Source organism: Flavobacteriales bacterium, from assembly GCA_016704485.1.
Classification (GTDB): Bacteria; Bacteroidota; Bacteroidia; order Flavobacteriales_F; family PHOS-HE28; genus PHOS-HE28.
Genome location: JADJAA010000001.1, coordinates 1636658 through 1655644, shown reverse-complemented (window position 1 = coordinate 1655644; position 18987 = coordinate 1636658). Strand labels below are relative to the sequence as shown.

General features: G+C 49.8%; 19 protein-coding genes and 1 pseudogene. 7 read left to right on the top strand and 13 right to left on the bottom strand.

Annotated features, from left to right (window positions below):
- Positions 1–297: 297 nt before the first annotated feature.
- Both IPF95_06955 and IPF95_06950 read left to right on the top strand, forming a co-directional pair.
- On the top strand, positions 298–1065 hold the full coding sequence (locus tag IPF95_06955) for an alpha/beta hydrolase (protein MBK6474435.1): 768 nt from the start codon (positions 298–300) through the stop codon (positions 1063–1065).
- 52 nt (positions 1066–1117) lie between these two features.
- Positions 1118–1744 (top strand): YihA family ribosome biogenesis GTP-binding protein, encoded by a 627-nt coding sequence (locus tag IPF95_06950; GenBank protein ID MBK6474434.1) that lies wholly within the window; start codon positions 1118–1120, stop codon positions 1742–1744.
- A 112-nt stretch (positions 1745–1856) separates the two neighbouring features.
- On the opposite strand, the gene gldC is transcribed toward IPF95_06950, so the two are convergent.
- Both gldC and IPF95_06940 read right to left on the bottom strand, forming a co-directional pair.
- Positions 1857–2186 carry a gliding motility protein GldC gene (gene gldC / locus IPF95_06945; protein MBK6474433.1) on the bottom strand — a complete coding sequence of 110 codons (330 nt, stop codon included), beginning with the start codon at positions 2184–2186 and terminating at the stop codon, positions 1857–1859.
- A 208-nt stretch (positions 2187–2394) separates the two neighbouring features.
- The gene (locus IPF95_06940; GenBank protein MBK6474432.1) at positions 2395–3444 is read right to left on the bottom strand and encodes a hypothetical protein; all 1050 of its coding nucleotides are present in this window, start codon (positions 3442–3444) and stop codon (positions 2395–2397) included.
- Positions 3445–3465: 21 nt separating this feature from the next.
- Here IPF95_06940 and IPF95_06935 point away from each other — a divergent pair, with 21 nt between their 5' ends.
- Together IPF95_06935 and nadE are read left to right on the top strand one after the other, a co-directional pair.
- A complete protein-coding gene (locus IPF95_06935; GenBank protein ID MBK6474431.1) occupies positions 3466–4188 on the top strand; it encodes a PorT family protein in 723 nt (240 codons plus the stop codon).
- 65 nt (positions 4189–4253) lie between these two features.
- Positions 4254–5048, top strand: coding sequence for an NAD(+) synthase (gene nadE / locus IPF95_06930; protein ID MBK6474430.1), 795 nt, complete (start codon positions 4254–4256; stop codon positions 5046–5048).
- On the opposite strand, the gene IPF95_06925 is transcribed toward nadE, so the two are convergent.
- From IPF95_06925 to trmB, 8 genes and pseudogenes are all read right to left on the bottom strand, one after another.
- Entirely contained in the window at positions 5049–5915 is an 867-nt protein-coding gene (locus tag IPF95_06925; protein ID MBK6474429.1) for a hypothetical protein, read from the bottom strand.
- A 344-nt stretch (positions 5916–6259) separates the two neighbouring features.
- Positions 6260–7297, bottom strand: a complete 1038-nt coding sequence (locus IPF95_06920; protein ID MBK6474428.1) for a 2-oxoacid:ferredoxin oxidoreductase subunit beta — start codon at positions 7295–7297, stop codon at positions 6260–6262.
- Positions 7294–9165, bottom strand: coding sequence for a 2-oxoacid:acceptor oxidoreductase subunit alpha (locus IPF95_06915; protein ID MBK6474427.1), 1872 nt, complete (start codon positions 9163–9165; stop codon positions 7294–7296). Before IPF95_06915 ends, IPF95_06920 begins: the two co-directional genes overlap by 4 nt.
- Positions 9166–9241: 76 nt before the next feature.
- The gene (locus IPF95_06910) at positions 9242–9514 is read right to left on the bottom strand and encodes a NifU family protein (GenBank protein ID MBK6474426.1); all 273 of its coding nucleotides are present in this window, start codon (positions 9512–9514) and stop codon (positions 9242–9244) included.
- Complete coding sequence (locus IPF95_06905) at positions 9511–10605, bottom strand: Mrp/NBP35 family ATP-binding protein (protein ID MBK6474425.1); 1095 nt, start codon at positions 10603–10605, stop codon at positions 9511–9513. The genes IPF95_06910 and IPF95_06905 overlap by 4 nt, the downstream gene beginning before the upstream one ends.
- A gap of 208 nt (positions 10606–10813) precedes the next feature.
- On the bottom strand, positions 10814–11257 hold the full coding sequence (locus tag IPF95_06900) for a hypothetical protein (GenBank protein MBK6474424.1): 444 nt from the start codon (positions 11255–11257) through the stop codon (positions 10814–10816).
- A gap of 31 nt (positions 11258–11288) precedes the next feature.
- Entirely contained in the window at positions 11289–11654 is a 366-nt protein-coding gene (locus IPF95_06895; protein ID MBK6474423.1) for an MGMT family protein, read from the bottom strand.
- A gap of 9 nt (positions 11655–11663) precedes the next feature.
- Positions 11664–12354, bottom strand: a pseudogene (gene trmB / locus IPF95_06890) (tRNA (guanosine(46)-N7)-methyltransferase TrmB).
- Between the two features lie 62 nt (positions 12355–12416).
- Between trmB and IPF95_06885 the strand changes: the two are divergent.
- Both IPF95_06885 and IPF95_06880 read left to right on the top strand, forming a co-directional pair.
- Positions 12417–13499, top strand: coding sequence for a hypothetical protein (locus IPF95_06885; GenBank protein ID MBK6474422.1), 1083 nt, complete (start codon positions 12417–12419; stop codon positions 13497–13499).
- 81 nt (positions 13500–13580) lie between these two features.
- On the top strand, positions 13581–14825 hold the full coding sequence (locus IPF95_06880) for a DNA/RNA non-specific endonuclease (GenBank protein MBK6474421.1): 1245 nt from the start codon (positions 13581–13583) through the stop codon (positions 14823–14825).
- Between the two features lie 39 nt (positions 14826–14864).
- Here IPF95_06880 and IPF95_06875 read toward each other — a convergent pair whose 3' ends face one another.
- Both IPF95_06875 and IPF95_06870 read right to left on the bottom strand, forming a co-directional pair.
- Entirely contained in the window at positions 14865–15947 is a 1083-nt protein-coding gene (locus tag IPF95_06875) for a sensor histidine kinase (GenBank protein ID MBK6474420.1), read from the bottom strand.
- Between the two features lie 116 nt (positions 15948–16063).
- Positions 16064–16567, bottom strand: a complete 504-nt coding sequence (locus IPF95_06870) for a hypothetical protein (protein MBK6474419.1) — start codon at positions 16565–16567, stop codon at positions 16064–16066.
- Positions 16568–16604: 37 nt separating this feature from the next.
- On the opposite strand from IPF95_06870, the gene IPF95_06865 reads away from it, so the two are divergent.
- Positions 16605–17594, top strand: coding sequence for an acyl transferase (locus tag IPF95_06865; GenBank protein MBK6474418.1), 990 nt, complete (start codon positions 16605–16607; stop codon positions 17592–17594).
- Positions 17595–17697: 103 nt separating this feature from the next.
- Here the strand turns inward: IPF95_06865 and IPF95_06860 are convergent, their stop codons facing one another.
- Positions 17698–18978, bottom strand: coding sequence for a tyrosine--tRNA ligase (locus IPF95_06860; GenBank protein ID MBK6474417.1), 1281 nt, complete (start codon positions 18976–18978; stop codon positions 17698–17700).
- Positions 18979–18987 lie beyond the last annotated feature (9 nt).

Here is an 18987-nt window from a genome sequence, read left to right as displayed (position 1 = left end):
TGATATTCGGCCGGATGATCAAGCGGGATCCGGGTTTGATGGTTTTGGCCGATAGAAGATGATCCTGAAGGATCCGGGAAGGAGAAAGTAAGTCGCCATTAGACAGCTAAGTCGCACGGATCGCGAACGGAAAATGAAGTTCGAGAACCACAGACCGCTCATGATCAATGAAGGATCACCTTTCAGCTGTTCTCCTTGGATGGGCACCTTCTTCAACAATGATCTAGTAATACTCTGAGGGTCCCCCTTTCCATGAACCAACCATCGGCATACCTTTGGACGGACCGCATAGTAAGCATGTCGAACGATCGTACGTTAATAAAGGAGGGTGAATTCCAGTACTTGGAAGCGGGCGAAGGTCAGCCTTTGATCTTGCTGCACGGGCTTTTCGGAGCGTTGAGCAACTTCAAACCATTATTCGATCACTTCACACCGAACTACAAAGTGATCGTACCCATATTGCCGTTGTACACGCTGCCGATGTTGAGTACGAACGTGGACAATCTGGCAAAATTCCTGGACCGGTTCATTCAGCATAAGGGTTTCAAACAGGTGAATTTGATCGGCAATTCGCTAGGTGGGCATGTCGCCTTGGTGTATTGTAGTCGACACGCGGAGCGCGTACGGAGCTTGGTACTCACAGGCAGTTCCGGTCTATACGAAAATGCGTTCGGCGGAGGTTTTCCTAGAAGAGAGGACAAGGAATTCATTCGCAAAAAAGTAGCCGTGACCTTTTACGATCCGAAGCATGCAACGGACGCTTTGGTAGACGAATGCTATGAAACCGTAAATGATCGGAGCAAGTTGATCCGGATCCTATCCTTGGCCAAAAGCGCGATACGGCACAACATGGCTACGGAGATCCCGAAATTGAAGATGCCCGTGTTGTTGATCTGGGGAAAGAACGATACGATAACCCCACCTGATGTAGCTGAAGAATTCCATACGTTGATCCCGCATAGCGAATTGCACTGGATCGATGAATGCGGACATGCAGCCATGATGGAGCATCCAGATCAATTCAACGCCATCTTGGAAACGTGGCTGGCCAAGACGTTGGTGTGATCGATCTGGGTCATATAACAACCTTATCGGTATTCACTGTCAGTCCATTGAAATGAAAGCCTTGGTCGCAGAACATTTGGGCAGCGGTCGTGCTCCGGAGCATTGGCCCAAAGCCACATTGCCGGAGTATGCGTTCATTGGAAGAAGCAATGTTGGGAAGAGCTCGTTGATCAACATGCTCTGCCATATCAACAAATTAGCACGAGTAAGTAACACTCCGGGCCGCACGCGGAATGTAGAACACTTCAGAGTGGACGGCACGCTGAAAAGCGATCGCCAATGGATGCTCGCGGACCTACCCGGCTACGGCTTTGCGAAAGTGAGCAAGACAGAACGCAGCGCTTGGGAAAGCATGATCCGCAATTACCTGCGCCGCAGAGAGAATCTACAATGCACGTTCGTTCTCGTCGACAGCAGACTTGAACCGCAGAAGAACGACCTTGAAATGATACAGTGGTTAGGAGAAACGGAGATCCCGTTCGCAATCGTTTTCACGAAAACCGATAAGCTCGGTCAGCCACAGGTTCAGGCAAACGTAGCCAAGCTCAAACGCGAATTGAAGAAGTCCTGGGAAACCCTGCCGACCATCTTCGAGACCAGTTCAGAAAAGTCAGTGGGCCGGGACGAATTATTGGGATTTATTGAAGAAGTGAATAAGGGCTGGGGGGCTACGGAGTAGCAAGTTGGCAGTTTTCAGTTTGCAGTCAGCAAGAGCAGTGGGCAGTCAGCAAGAGCAGTGGGCACTAGCAGTTTGCAAATTGCCCACTGCCTACTGATAACTGCCAACTGACCTAAGCCTTCAACTCCGGCAACATATGCTCCGCGAAATACGCTCCGAAGTCGCGCATTTGTTCCGCCATTTTGCTTTCGTTGGTCGCACGTTCGAACGTATCCGCCATGGTGAGAATGTTCTGGTGGAAGAACGCTTTCATTTCCTCAACGGACATTTCCTTGGTCCAGAGATCGATGCGCAAGGTGTTCTTCTCCTTATCGTCCCAAAGGGATAGGAGCACTGCTTTGCTCTGGCTTTTTTCGCCATTGTCCTCGGCTTCCCAATCGATGCGTTCGGGCACGTTGTTCTCGTCGAGTTGTACGGAAAGTTTGATCTCGGATCTTTTCATGGGTGGCAAAGTTCGGGCTCAGTAAAGAGAATGTAGAATTTAGAATGAAGAATGAAGAATTTTGAATTTAGCGCCTACATGGCTAATTGCGACTTGACTTGGGAATTGTCACTTACTACCCGAAGCACACATTCTGGCAATGCGAAAACGAAGGAACTGCTAACTGCCATTGCAAACTGCCCACTGGTGTAACTTGAGTCTTCTTTTCCTACTTCGGTTTATAGGCCTTAAGGATCACTTTTGGATCTTCGATGGCGATCAATTGCGCGAACGACACATCCGGATTCTCACTGAGGTAAGCCGTAACCATCCGATAGCCGATCCATTCACCGATATGTCCTGGGCTTTCACGCGGTAGACCGTTCGTGAACGGACCATCATTCAACATTCTACCGATGTCATCGGCTTGCTTACTGAAGAGTTTTTCATCGCTCACCAAGTTCTTCCAGATCTCGAATTCATTTGCTTCGCACCATGCGAGTTGTTCTTTAGTGAATGCGAATTTGAGGTCAGGGTGGGTATACGGAAGCAGTACATCGAGGATCGCCATCACCTTTCCGGTCTCCACTAAATTGGTCAATAGGTCCTCCCCTCTTATGTCTTTTGTGTAGTGTACCAACAACCACCCTTTCAAGGCACTTGGCACTAACATTTCAGGCACCATCCGGTCTTTCATGAACTGTGGAAATGCGTCAGGAGCCAGCAGACCGATCACAGGGCTATTGCTGCCAATGAACCATTCCACTCCCACGCCGAGAACACTATCCGTCGGAAAAATGCCAAAGTTGAAACCCGAATTGAATGCGATCACCCTTGGTGTAAGGCTATCAGGGAACAAGGTTTTCAACCTTCCGAATGCATCCTGGAATTGTAGGCGCTGAGGCTCTAGGTCACCAAGTACACTATCCACCGCTTGTTGCGCTGCACTCCAATCGGGATCACTGATAAAATCGGCAAGGACCATCGGCAAACGCGGGTCGTTCAACGCAGCACCTTGCAGGATATCTTCGATGTAGATCCGATAGAACGTTCCATATTCCGCAGATAGACCTGCGTTCACACTCGGCAGACTTTCCAAAGGTGCATTGAAAAGCCGTTGGTCCAACCGCCCTATGGTCAGGTTTTGTTCCAAAGCAATAGGGTCCACTGTCCTGTGACCATTTTCGGTACAGCTCGTCCATATACCGATAAGGGAGTACGAAACGAGGAGCAAACCCAGCTTGTTCGATCTTGCGCGCAACACGTTACCTTTGTCCATTCGTAAAACGACCCCAAAACTATGAAGAAGGCATTCGCCATTCTCGCCGTGACATTGATCGGCGCAACAACCCTTAACGCACAAAGCGATAACAGCGTGCGCTTGGGCATAAAAGTATCGCCCAACATGGCTTGGATCCGCACGGATACCAAAGGATTGGAAAGCGATGGTAGCTTGATCGGCTACAGCTTCGGCCTGATGGCTGAGTTCCCATTCGGTGCGAACGGAAATTATCGGTTTGCTACGGGTCTGACGTTGTTGAACATTGGTGGAAAGACGGAGACATCATATGAAGTAGACTCTAGCAGTGTTGTTACATCGGTTAGAAGTATTCAAAAAACCCGTCTCCGTTATATCGAGATCCCATTGGCCCTTAAATTAATGACCAATGAGATCGGCTACATGCGTTATTTCGGTCAACTTGGTTTCGACGCTGGCGTTAACCTCCGCGCCAAACAGGATATTGAGACCGTAACCACTACCAATAATGTTTCAACTACCGCAACCGTTGATGAAGACGATGTAAAGGACGAGGTGAATCCCGTAAAACTCGGGTTCCAGATAGGCGGAGGTGCGGAGTATAACTTCTCTGGTAGTACCAGCATGTTGATCGGTATTGCGTACCACAGTTCGTTCACTACATTGTTCAAGAAAGGCACCTTCAATACGGATGATACTACGCTCTTGTATAAGGCCAAAACATACGCTGATTATTTCGAGCTATCGCTTGGTGTTTACTTCTAAGCTTGGAACATAGTAATGAAGCCCCGTTCAAACGTAATTGAACGGGGCTTCGCATTTTTGTACCGATGGAAACCCAAAAGGTAATAGCCCATATCGTTGGTTGGCTGAAGGAATATTGTACCAACGCTCACCAAAAAGGATTCGTGATCGGGATCAGCGGTGGTATTGATAGCGCTGTTACCAGTGCGCTGTGCGCACGGACCGGGTTCCCTGTTCTATGTGTGGAAATGCCGATCCATCAAGCGGCATCACAAGTTTCACGTGGCCAAGAGCATATTGTAGCTTTAAAAAAACAGTTTCCCTTGGTAAGCTCGCAGATCGTGGATCTCACACCAACCTTCGACACAATTGCGCTAGCGTTACCTAAGTCGGAGAACGATGATGCTGTTCAACTCGCCTTGGCCAATACGCGTGCGCGGTTACGTATGACCACCTTGTACTACTTGGCGGGCCTACACGGATATCTCGTCGCAGGCACAGGAAACAAAGTAGAAGACTTCGGTGTTGGGTTCTTTACCAAATACGGCGATGGCGGTGTGGACCTTAGTCCAATTGCCGACCTGAACAAGACAGAGATCTATACAGTAGCACGCGCATTGGGTATCGTTGAAAGTGTGCAAAAAGCGGCGCCAACAGACGGTTTATTCGGTGATGACCGTACGGATGCGGATCAGATCGGTGCGAGTTACCCGGAGCTGGAGTTGGCTATGGAACACGTGGAAAGCGGTAACAGCGACCTATCAGAACTTAGCGAGCGCGAGCGCGTCGTTATGGACATTTATAAAAAACGTCACCGCGCCAATCTGCACAAAATGGATCCGATCCCGGTGTGTGAGATCCCGCTGGAATTGAAGAACTGATCAGTGAAGCACGTCGTTCAAGATCTGCTCCACTACACTCTGTCCGAAGAGGATGTTGAGTCCAATTGTTGCGGTAATACCGGGTTCGATAGTGGTCCGTACAACTTCGCCCTGAGGAACGGTCCAGCGCAGATCATGGAACGCATACCCCACTTCACCGCGCAGTACGAACGTTCTGTTCAACTTCGTCCTTCCATTGATAAAGCCACGAACCGCTTGATAATTCAAATTAGTTCGTTGGTCCTGTACATACGGAGCACTGGATACGCCGCTGCGCCATGCATCCACACCAACGCCTGCTTGAAATAGTGTACCTGCATTCGGTCTATAGAGAATGGCGATCTGTACTGGCAACGTATAATTGAAGTACAGCTTTTTTGCCAACCTCGTTTGCCCACCAATGAATGGCAATGGCAAGGTCAGTCCATCGCTATGGACCAGCACAAGACCGTAGTAGAATTGACGGTGCAACCCTTTCACCTTCATTTTTCCGATCAACCCACTGAAACGGATCGCAGGGTCGTTCAGCGTTTCATTCTCTTCGCTGATGTTCACGTTCACATTCCAGAACAGAATGCGGAACTTCTTCGTGAGACTGATCCCCAGCAACCCCGCAGATGCCGTGTGCAATGACCGAGGGTCCGGTTGCAGACCAACGGTATTATCGGTAATGGAAATTTCGCGATACCCGTATTTCAGGCTACCCATCACTTGCGAAGCGCGCACACGGACACCACTCAAAAGCAGCTCCTTCCAACTATCCGAAGTAAGATCCAGTTGCACATTTGCATTGAATGTCCGCGCGATCGGGAACGTTAAAGTTGCTGCTCCTGATCGATCCTCCAATCGGGTGTGTGGGGTGTTCACTCCCGTCCGTGGCAGCCATCGACCATCAAATCTTAGCCTTGGCCGGAAGACCTGTTCAAATTGTTAAAGATCGAAGGACTGTCCGAAAACCGGCCCTGACGCGACAAGCGTGAACAACAACACATATTTCGGAAAGTGCAGTCTCCGTTTCATTCCAGTTATTGCCGAACGGTACATTGAAGCATGTAAAATTAGCAAAGTGAGCAGCTAAGGATGCGTAGAAAAGGCTTTGCACGAGCTGAAGAACATGTTGAAATATATCCCGGAAAGTTGAATGGCGGATCGTATTCATGCAAAATGTACAGATGATGAACTTATCAGTTCGTCATCTACGAACACCTTGATCACTTGATACTCCACATGTGCTCACCACGCAACAACGCATCGAGATCGCCTACACCCTTCTTCTCTTTTGCCAAGGCTAATTGTGCATTGAGCTTTGTCTCGTTGGTTGCGCGATCGTTCACGTAGAACACACCGAACGGACGTGGTAAAGCTCCCTCCTTTCTTGGATCCTCGAAAATGCGAACGAGTATACTGGCCTTGTAACCATCGCGTTCGTCATGGACCCACAGGTCGGCGGCGGATGCGCCGTTCGAAAGATCAACTGCAATGGGTGTCATACCATCGAGCTTAATGCCTTTAGTACCACCAGCAAAGATCAGCGGCTTACCGTGTTCTACGAAAATAGTGTTATCGGGCTTCGACTTTTTCTCGGTGAACACTTCGAATGCACCATCATTGAAAACGTTGCAGTTCTGGTAGATCTCCAACAAACTGGTACCACGATGTGCCTCTGCACGCACCAACATCTCACGTAAATGCTTCGGGTCGCGATCCATACTGCGCGCAATGAACGTGGCATCGGCACCCTTACACAATGCCAATGGGTTGAATGGATGATCCGTACTACCCATAGGTGTGCTACGTGTTACTGCACCCTCAGGTGAAGTAGGTGAGTACTGTCCTTTGGTCAACCCGTAGATCTCGTTATTGAAGAGCAGAACGTTCACATCAACATTTCGACGCAACATGTGGATCAAATGGTTACCACCGATGCTCAGTGAATCACCATCTCCGGTGATCATCCATACGCTCAGATCCGGACGTACACCGCGCAGCCCGCTTACAATGGCTGGTGCACGGCCGTGGATGCTGTGCATTCCATACGTATCCAAGTAATACGGAAAGCGCGAACTGCACCCGATACCGCTGATGAACACAATATCCTCTTTCGCTTTTCCTTGATCCTTCAGCACCGTCTCCACTTGTTTCAGAATGCTGTAGTCACCGCACCCGGGGCACCAGCGCACTTCCTGATCACTTGCATAACCTGCGCTTGGCGCGGCATTGTCCAGAACGACATCACTTGCTATGGTCATGCTTTCAAAAGGTCTAATGCAGCGTTGTGTATCTCTGCTGATGTAAATGGCATTCCTTGGATCTTGTTCAATCCTTTGGCATCGATCAAGTATTCGGCCCGTATCATTTGGCGCAATTGACCACTGTTCATTTCGGGCATCAACACGGTCTTATACTTCTTAAGGATATTACCTAATTCTTTTCTGAATGGGAATAAATAACGCAAGTGCAAATGACCAACGCTATATCCTTCATCCGTCAATTCGTTCACGGCGGTCCGGATCGCACCATACGTACTTCCCCAGCCCAAGATCAACAGGTCACCGCTTTCGGCACCACTTGAAAGATCCAATGGAGGCACGTCCTCCACAATGCGATGCACTTTTTCAGCACGCAACTTTACCATTAGTTCATGGTTGGCTGGATCGTAACTGATGTTACCTGTCCCATTCTCTTTCTCAATACCTCCTATGCGGTGTTGCAGTCCCTTCATGCCTGGGATGGCCCATGGTCGCACACCTTTCTTGTCCCGTTCATAGGGCAGGAATGGTTCATTGACGGTACCGTTCGTTCGTGGCTTCGCGAATGGAGGTTTGATGGCCTTCAGCTCATTTGCTTGCGGGAATTTCCACGGTTCGGCACCGTTCGCGATATAACCATCGCTCAAGAAGATCACGGGTGTCATGTGCTCAACTGCAATGCGCACAGCTTCGTAGACCATTTCGAAACAATCCGTGGGACTGCTTGCGGCAACGACCGGAATGGGTGCTTCGCCATTCCTGCCAAAAACGGCTTGCCACAGGTCCGCTTGTTCGGTCTTGGTGGGTAACCCGGTGCTTGGGCCACCCCGTTGCACATTCACGATCACCAATGGAAGCTCCAACATGAACGCAAGGCCCATGGCTTCGGTCTTCAATGCGATACCCGGACCGCTACTCGCCGTGGCACCTATCGCTCCACCGTAACTAGCACCGATCGCGGAACAGATCGCTGCGATCTCATCCTCGGCCTGAAATGTCCGTACACCAAAATGCTTGTGGCGTGAAAGTTCATGGAGGATATCACTCGCCGGTGTGATCGGGTATGATCCGTAGAACAGATCAAGCCCGGCCTTCTGTGCGGCGGCAGTTAGGCCAATTGCAGTTCCTTGATTACCAGTAATGTTCCGGTAGTTGCCAGAAGGCATCGGCGCGGGTTTCACCTCGTAGCGTGTGGTGAATGTCTCGCTGGTATCACCGTAGTTGTATCCGGTGAGAAGCACTTTCAGATTCGCCGCAAGAATATCCGGTTTCTTAGCGAACTTCTTGTTGAGGAACGCTTCGGTATGTCCCAATTCACGGCTATACATCCAATGGATGAAACCGAGAACGAACATATTCTTGCAGCGATCCTTCTCTTTCATACCAAGAGACGTGTCGGCCAGCGCATTGCGCGTCATCTTGGTTACGTCGACCGTATGCACGAGGTAGTTCTGGAGCGACCCATCCGTAAGCGGCTCCGCATCATCCGGGTACCCTGCCAAGCGCAGGTTCTTTTTATCGAACCCATCTGTATTCGCGATGATAACACCGCCTTTCTTAAGCTTACCGAGATTCGCTTTCAGTGCGGCGGAGTTCATTACCACAAGCACATCACTCTGATCACCCGGGGTGAAAAGCTCCACGCTGCCGAAGTGCAGTTGATAACCACTTACACCGGCAAGAGTTCCTTGTGGTGCACGTATCTCAGCTGGAAAATTGGGGAAAGTGCTTACATCGTTACCGAACAAAGCGTTGCTTTCCGTGAACTGGGCACCAGTAAGCTGAATGCCATCGCCGCTATCCCCTGCAAAGAGGATGACCACATTGCTACGTTCTTCGACGGAGCGCGTAATAACAGGAGTATCCATTAAAGTGGCACAAAGGTACGAGGGGAGAAGAGATCAAATGATCCAGCGTCCAGCTGAATTAAGGCATCCTCATCACTCAAGCGACCAGCTCTGCGTTCACGGCTTGCACCGATCTGACCTCGGGAGCTGACTTTTTAATTGCCTCTTCAACACCCGCTTTCAATGTCATTGCCGACATACTGCAATTGCAGCAGGCACCATGCAAGCGCACCATGGCAATGCCGTCCTGCGTTACCTCTTCCAAAGTTATGTTACCACCATCGGCCTCAAGAAATGGGCGTATTTCGTCAAGTGCTTCGCGAACGCACACCTCCGATGATTCGATCTGGTATCTGTCTAGAACGGTCATGCCGGTTGTTGCATTGGAGCTGGTTTTGGTTCTTGTTCAACTTTCGCCATTCGTTCCTGGAATGCGTTGCATAGATCATTGAACGCTACAGCGCTAACGGTATTTGGTTGCAATACTGCGGGCCTTCCCACATCCCCGGCTTCACGGATGCTTTGTACCAAGGGTACTTCGCCCAAGAATGGCACATTCAATTCGCCGGCCAACGCACGAGCTCCGCCTTTACCGAAAATGTAGTATTTGTTATTGGGCAATTCCGCTGGAGTGAACCACGCCATGTTCTCCACAATACCAAGCACGGGAACATTAACGCTAGGCATTCGGAATAACCCAACACCCTTCCGAGCATCAGCTAACGCGACTGGTTGCGGTGTACTTACTATGATCGCACCCGTCAACGGCACGGCCTGCACGAGAGATAAATGGATATCACCTGTTCCCGGTGGCAGATCGACCAAAAGCAGGTCAAGCTCGCCCCAATCGGCATCCTTGAATAGTTGCTCCAATGCTTTACTGGCCATTGGCCCGCGCCAAGCTATGGCTTGATCAGGTGCCGCAAAAAAACCAATGCTCAACAGTTTCACGCCATGGCTCTCAACCGGAATGATCAAATGCTTGCCGTCCTTCTCCACTGTTTGCGGTCGTTCATTCACCACATCGAACATGATCGGCATACTCGGTCCGTGAATATCCGCATCCACCAGACCAACCTTCAACCCGCGTTGTGCTAGACCAACCGCAAGGTTTGCGGTGATCGTGCTTTTTCCAACACCACCCTTTCCGCTGGCAACGGCAATGATATGCTTAACATGAGGTAGCACTTTGCGCAAATTGCCGCGATCACCGGACAAGGGCGAAACGGTCACTTTGACATCAACTCCTTTTCCTAGTTCCTTCTTCAGGTTGAATACGACCGCTTCTTCCATGCGTTTGCGGCTATGCAACGCGGGATTGCTCACTTCTACGCTCACATGAACAGTGTTCTCGTCGACAGTTACCTCGCGAACAAGGTCCAGTTCCACGATATCCTTCTTGAGGTCGGGTTCAATAATTTGACTAAGTGCCGCTAGAATAGCGTCTTCGGTGATCGGCATGGGGCCACAAAGTTATACCATTTAGACATTCAGCCCCCTCGATCTACTCGCTCTTTTCGACCAACACATCTCCGAATGATCAGTTCCGCCGCGATGACCATGCAATGATCTTTTCGGTGCGCCTTCATCAAGAATGGCTTCGCATTCTCGGGTGCATTTGAAGATCTAAATGGCACTAGTGGTCTGGCGGTCCATCTGATAGTCCCTATCAGACAAGGCCATTCTTGGCCCTTGAAGGACCTGCACCATTACTTTCCATCAACCATAACTGCGCAATGGCCGGATCCTCGAAGAAATTGATGCTATACGTAGCTTCTTTCGGTGTAGCGTTCACCATCTTATCCACCGCGATAACATTCATCGCATCCAAGCTGCTCACGATCGCAATTCGCTCTAACCCAACGGCTATAAGATCCGGCGTGAATTCCTGCATGGTCCAGACCTGATCCGCTTGAAGGATGGGCCCCATTTTCCGCCCGTCGCTTAACCAAAGTTTGATGTCCTGTTCTGAAACAACATCCAATAAGCACATAAGCAGAGACCGATAATGCTCACTACTCACATGTGACTTCCATGTAAGCCGTGCCAATTTTTGATCGGGATAGACTTCGATGGTTGCAAAATCATCGTCGTGCTCTAGAACTACTTTCATGCCTAATGCTTAGAGTCAGCAATGTACTAGATCATAAACGAAGTTCAATTGCAGGATCCCAGAAACGGTCCGGAAAACCGAGTATGGTATCCTTCTTTACCATCACACCCTCTTCAGCCAACAACTCTTCCATGAGGGTTTCTGTTGCGAAGTGGTGTTTTCCGGTGAGCATGCCATTCCTATTCACTACGCGATGCGCAGGTACTGGAGGTTCTACGTGGTGTGCTTTGTTCATACAGAACCCTACCATTCTGCTGCTACGTGCGGCACCAAGGTATTTGGCAATGGCACCATAACTCGTAACGCGGCCCTTGGGGACCTGTCGCACAACGTCCATTACATCGGCAAAGAAATCACGCTCTTGTACCGCATTGTTCTGAATGGTGCGTTTAGGCATGATCACGAATTACTTGAACCCCTCGATCCCGAACCGCACATAATGAATGTTCTTCCCTTCTGAAAGCCAACGCTTTTCATAGTAGGTACGGATATTCATAACAGCCTGCTCTTGAGGAGATGAACGCAGAACAAGGTCTGAATAAACGTTCGTGCTTTGTTCGTACACCGGCAAATGGAATTCCGCGATCTGCTCCATAGTGTACTCATAAAGCTCAGGACTATCCGTCTTCATATGAATAAGACCTCCGGGCTTTAACACTTCCTTGTAGCGCGCTAAGAATAGCGGACTCGTCAATCGTTTGCGGGCCTTACCGATCTGAGGATCGCTGAAGGTCAACCATATTTCGCTTGCTTCATGGGTGCCGAAACAACGGATCAAATGATCCACGTGGGTTCGCAGAAAAGCGACATTCTTAAGACCTGCTTCTTGGGCATGTTTAGCACCTCGCCACAATCGCGCACCCTTGATATCCACGCCAACATAGTTCTTCTCGGGTTGCAGTTGGGCGAGACCAACGGTGTATTCACCACCACCACAACCCAACTCCAACACAAGTGGTGCATCCCGATGGAACATTTCTGCATTCCATTTCCCCTTCAGCGGGAAGCCCATTTTTTGCCAGCTCGGTGTAAGAAGGCTGAACAACGTGATCATAGGTGAGGTTCTCTTCGAATCTGGATATCTTGTTCTTGCCCATATACTGGCCGCGAATTTAGAGCGCAGAGCGATAGTCCGAGGTGATCCACTTTCCTTTGCACTATGCTCAACGGCAAGCGCATTCTCGTAGCACCCCTCGATTGGGGTCTTGGACATGCCACGCGCTGCGTTCCATTGATCGAACGATTGCTTCGCTTCGGTGCTATTCCGATCCTGGGTGCCGACAAAGGACCCTTAGCCGTTCTTTCTGCTGAATTCCCATCGTTGGAATATGTTCGCATTCCAGGGATCACCGTTCGCTATTCCGAAAGTGGGAATCAGTTGTGGAGCATGGCGAAACAGTTCCCTGCCATGCTGCGCAGCATGCAGACAGAACGTGCGTTATTCGAAGGAATGCGAGCAAAATTACGATTGGATGCCGTGATCAGTGATCAACGCTTCGGGATCCGTTCAAATGCACTGCCCAGCTTGTTGATCACGCATCAAGTATTTCCGTTCACGCCATTCGCGCAAAGCGTGTTGCGCAAGGTCAATCTGCGGAACATTGCTCGGTTCGATCGGTGTTGGATCATGGACGAACAACGATCTCCTGGACTCGCGGGTGAACTTTCGCATGGCGCTGAACTGCCCGGAAATTCGCGCTACATAGGGATTCTAAGCAGAATGGCACCGATACGGAACAGCCCTTCCGAAAGCACAGGAGCTAAATACAGGATCGTTGCAGTGATCAGTGGTCCAGAACCTCAGCGCTCACTATTGGAGAACATTCTTTTGGAGCAAATGCAAGGGATCAAGGGCGAACATTTAGTGGTCCTTGGCCTACCGGATGAACTGGATCAAAAACAGATCAAGAATATTACAATGATCGGCCATATGCAAGGTTCCAAGCTAGCGCGGGCCATGTCGGATTCCGAGATGATCGTATCGCGCAGCGGCTACACCACCTTGATGGACCTTGCTGCACTTGGCCGCAGTGCGTTGATCGTACCTACACCCGGACAAGAGGAACAAGAATATTTGGGAAGACTTCACGCAGGAACGGGTCGGTATATCGTGCAACAACAGAACAGTATCGACCTGACCACCGCACTAGGCACTACTGCTGACCAACCGTTAACACCTCAACATTCAGGGAGCGATCTTCTTGACGAGGCCTTGGGCGATCTGGCAGGGCTCTTGCAGTAGACCAATTTGCATCGCATGTATATTGAAAATTCCACATTCCATTCCAATATCCCATGGTGTTCCCCTACCTTCCCACCTTCCATGAAACCGATCACCTACATCCTATTGCTCTTGGCCGCCTTTTTAGTGTTGCCAACAACTGCCCAGACCGACCTCGAAGTTCAACTGAAAAAATTGGAGGAACAAAATTCTGCGTTCACCCTTCAACAGGAAAAAATGGTTGCACGCTTGGACTCGGTGAAGCTTGCGATCATCCGTCGAGACCTACAGAAATGGGGTTTGCCCAAATTGGAAGAAGGCGATGAATTGATCGTACACCCTGGACACATGTTGGTATACAGCGAGAAGCACGAACAACCGAAATGGACCGTACACATAGCTGCGCCCGACCTGATCAAAGGAAACTTAGCGCGTATTGACTCCTTCTTACCGGATCCATTGGTGAAGACAGGCACCGCAGTAACGGCGGATTATTGGTATAGCGGCTATGATCGCGGTCACATGGTTCCCAGTGCGGATATGCGTTGGACCTACGATGCTTTGCTCGGAACGTACTACTATAGCAATATCTCACCACAACTTGCCGACTTCAATCGTGGCAAATGGGCCGAACTGGAGGACTGGGGGCGCCGTTATGTCTACCACACCAAACGACGCGTATTCATCGCAACCGGCCCCGTTCTTCGCGATGGACTTCCTACAATGCAGAAAGCAGATCGAAAGAATGAGGTCAGCATCCCTGAGCTATTCTGGAAAGTGATCGTGGATCTGGACGGGAAGGATCCAAAGGCGATCGCATTCGTTATGAAGAATGAGAAATTGGAATACCCGGTGATCAGTTACGCAGTGCCGGTCGACAGCGTTGAGAAACTTACAGGGATCGATTTCTTTCCTTCATTGGAGGATGAGCTCGAGAATAGGATCGAGGTAATGGCGGACTATAAGGCATGGTATGAAAAAGACGAGGATAAGGCAGGTGAAACGGCTCCGATCCCTGCTCCCTTGCCAAATGGCATGTTCAATTCCGTACAAGCCAAATATCACGTTGGTAAGACCGTTACGGTCTGCGGAACAGTGGTAGCATCGCGCACAACGGTAAAAGCCAAAGCGATCTATTTGAACTTTGACACCCCGAATCCGGATCAGGAGTTCTATGCAACGGTCTGGCAGGACAAAAGCGTGAATTTCAGCTACGACCCGGAAACTTATCTCTTGAATAAAAAGATCTGTGTTACCGGTAAAGTCACCATGTTCGATGAAGTGCCGCGCATAAGCATCAACAATGAAAGCGAGGTGCAGTTATACGATGAAGCTGTTGGAAAATAAGTGGGTCTATCAGGATCGGACACAAATTGATACAACGATCTAATTCGCCTTCTCCAAGGTGAACACGAACGTTGTTCCTTCCCCCTCGTTGCTCTTTACGGCAATGGTCTGGTCGTGTGCTTCGATGATGTGTTTCACGATCGCCAGCCCTAATCCGGACCCGCCTTCGTTGCGCGCTCTGCTTTTCCCTACGCGATAGAAACGTTCGAAAAGGCGTGGCAGGTGTTTCTTGCTAATTCCGATCCCATCATCGGATAATTCCACTACGATCTGGTCACCCATCGTATAAGCCCGCACTGTGCATGTACCACCCGATCTTCCGTAGTTCACCGCATTATTGAACAGGTTGGTGAATACTTGGGCCAAGCGGTCTCGATCGGCCATTACCATAACGTCATGTGGTACTGTGTTCTTCAGTTTCACACCGCGCTCCTTAGCAAGGATCTCCATTCCTTTTTTGGTTTCCTGCACTAGATCATGGAGGTCCAACGGCGCAGTCCTCAGGTCCATGACACCGCTCTCCAATTGCGTGATCATATCGAGGTCCTCAACGAGCTTATTCAACCGGTCGACACCGGTGAAAGCGCGCTCAAGAAAATCACGGTTCACCCGATCATCCTCCAGACCACCTTCCAAAAGCGTGAGTATATACCCTTGGATATTATGGATCGGTGTCTTCAGTTCATGTGCCAGGTTGCCAATGAACTCACGTCGGAATTTTTCGCGTTCCTCCAATTCTTCGATCTGATCGCCACGTTCTCTGGCCCAAGCACGAACTTCTTCATTCACTTGTCCCAATACATCGCCTTTCAAATTCAAGTGGTCCACCTCTTTGGGGTTCCGCTTAAGATCATGCACTGTTCTGTACAGCATCTTAATGCGCCTGTGGATGAATTGCTCAATACCGAAGGAAACCGCTCCATACGCCACAGCGAAAACAAAAACGGCGACTGCGAAAGGCCACCAAACTTCTGAATTAGGAATAACACCGAATGTGCCAAGCGCAGACAAACAAGCCGCAAGGATCGCAACGATGGACGCTATCAATAGCGCTAACTGACGAGGAGAAAGTTGGCCCAAAATGAATGACCTTGTCGGCTGGATCTGTGTAAGGTCGCCCAAATATACCGTGCTTGTATGACCGGCGTAGCTTGGGTAGGCAAAGGATAACCTCCGGCTAACATTCCGGAAACGTCATTACCAACTAAGTGGATGAACGATCGAACCGGCCTCTTCGGTCAATCCAGAATGATCTGGTTGGAGTAAACAACATTGCTTTCATGCAATGCGCGGTCAACGATCTTAACTGAGAAGCGGATGGAATCAGAGAGCTGAGATATCGAAAGCGGCAATGGGTCGATCGCTACAGAAATATCACCTTCCAATGTTTTATTCTGACCATTTGGCGTAATGCGTGGGATACGATAATAAAGTGGCAAACCTGGGAAAACATACGGTGTCCAAACACCATTGATCAGATCTTCCTGTTCCAGGAAAAAATTGTTGTAGTAAGCAGAAGCGGTATCGAAAGGAGCTTGTGTATCCGAATCATCCAACCCAATATCCCCATCACCATCCGTGAAAGAAACGGTTAGCGAGGCGGAATCGCCAAAAAGTTCGAAGGATTTGAACGTGAGTTCGGGTTCTATCGGAAACTTCTCTGTTTTGCGACAACCCAAGGCGGCGCCCACTACAAAGAGCACCACAACTACTTTTGTCCATATACCCATCGCAGCATTCATTGATACAAAGTTAGCTCATAACCTCATTTTGTCACCTATCACTGACCCAACCCTCTTTCTTGAACGACCATTCACTATCAGTGGTGCTGATGAATTCAACGCATTGGCGCTGGATCTATTTCGTTTACATGCAGCAAAGAACCCGGTGTATCGGGGATTCCTGAATGGGTTGAAGGTCGACCCTTCATTGGTCGCTGATGTTGCTGGGATCCCATATCTACCTATTGGGTTGTTCCGAGATCACCGGGTTCTATTGGAAGGTTTGGACCCAAGCGCGCATTTCACGAGCAGCGGCACCACAGGCTCAACTACCAGTACACACCATGTGCCTTGGCCAAAGCTGTACGAGCGATCTTTCAGTACATCGTTCAGAGCAGTGTATGGCGACCCTAAGGGATGGCGGATCCTAGCGCTGTTACCCGCGTACCTGGAGCGCGAAGGCAGTTCATTGGTGTACATGGCTCAGCAATTGATCGCCGCAAGCGAAGACCCCTTGAGCGGCACCTACCTCTACAAATATGCCGAACTGAGCGAGGTGTTGAAGCGATCTGAACGCGAAGGGAAAAAGACGTTACTGCTCGGTGTAACGTTCGCATTACTGGACCTTGCCGAACAATTTCCGCAAGCCCTGAAGCACACCGTGATCATGGAGACCGGTGGAATGAAAGGCCGTAGACCCGAGATCGTACGCGAGGAATTACACACCATCCTGAAAAAAGCGTTTGACGTTGCAACCATCCACAGCGAATACGGTATGACGGAACTACTAAGCCAAGCATGGTCCAAGGGCGACGGGATATACCGCTGTCCACCGTGGATGCGAATAAGTTTACGCGATGTGAACGACCCGTTGAGCAGCGTATCAAACGGACGCACAGGAGGCATCAACGTGATCGATCTTGCAAACATTGCAAGTTGTCCCTTCATTGCTACGCAAGACCTTGGTCGGTGCTATCCAGATGGTTCGTTCGAAGTGTTAGGTCGGTTTGATCACAGCGATGTACGCGGGTGCAATTTGTTGGTGTAGCAGCGTAATGGAACGCTGATGACGCAGAAAGAGCTGATCAACGCGGTTCACGCTACTTGTTTCTGCAATGGCGAACCATTCATCACGCCAATACCGAAGACCCCTACATCGCCTTCACTAAAAAATAATTCTTCTTGCCGCGTTGAAGCAGGATAAATTTCCCACTCAACAGGTCAGCTGTTCCGATCATTTTGTCGTCACCTACTTTCTCGCGATTCACCGAGATACTGCCCTCCTTCAGTGCCCGTTTCGCTTCGCCTTTGGAAGCCAAGAATCCTGTATGGTCCGAGAGAAGATCAACACTATTCACACCACCGGCAAATAGATCACGAGATACTTCTGCTTGCGGAACACCGTCGAACACATCCAACCATTGTTGATCGGACAGCTTGCCCAACGCATCCGCATCACCTTTTCCAAAAAGCACTTCAGAAGCTTGTATCGCACTTTGCAACTCATCCTCACCATGCGTTCTTCGTGTGATCTCCTCTGCCAACTTCTTCTGAACGATGCGTAAGTGCGGAGCCTTGGTATGTTCCGCGATCAACGCTTCGACCTCTTCCTGGGTCCATGTTGTAAAGATCCGGATGAACTTATCAGCATCAGAATCGGAGGTATTCAACCAGAACTGAAAGAATTTGTACGGTGATGTGCGCGCGGCATCCAACCAGATATTTCCGCCTTCGCTCTTTCCGAATTTTGAACCATCGGCCTTGGTCAGCAGCGGGCTTGTTATCGCGAATGCTTCCCCGCCACTCATTCTGCGGATCAATTCGCTGCCCGTGGTGATATTGCCCCACTGATCGCTGCCACCCATTTGCACGCTGCAACCCATGTTCTTGTGCAACCAGTAGTAATCGTATCCCTGCACCAACTGGTAACTGAACTCAGTGAACGAAAGTCCGGTTTCCAAGCGCTTTTTCACGGAATCCTTCGCCATCATGTAGTTCACGGTAATGTGTTTACCCACGTCACGGATGAACTGTAAAAAACCCATCTCCTTGAACCAATCATAATTGTTCACGAGTTCAGCGGCATTATCCTTCGCGTTGAAATCGAGGTAATGTTCCAGCTGTTTGCGGATGCACGCTACGTTATGCTCCAGCACCTCCGCGGTCTGTAACTGGCGTTCTTCGCTTTTACCACTTGGGTCGCCCACCATACCGGTAGCTCCGCCGACCAGCGCCACGGGTTTATGTCCTGCACGTTGAAAATGGACCAACAACATGATCTGCACGAGATTCCCAACATGCAACGAATCCGCAGTAGGATCGAAGCCGATATAACCGCGTTGTGGTCCTTTGTTCAAGTGTTCCTCCGCGCCGGGCATACTGTCTTGCAGCAATCCGCGCCAACGCAGTTCATCCATAAATCCGTTCGCCATTCTTCAAGT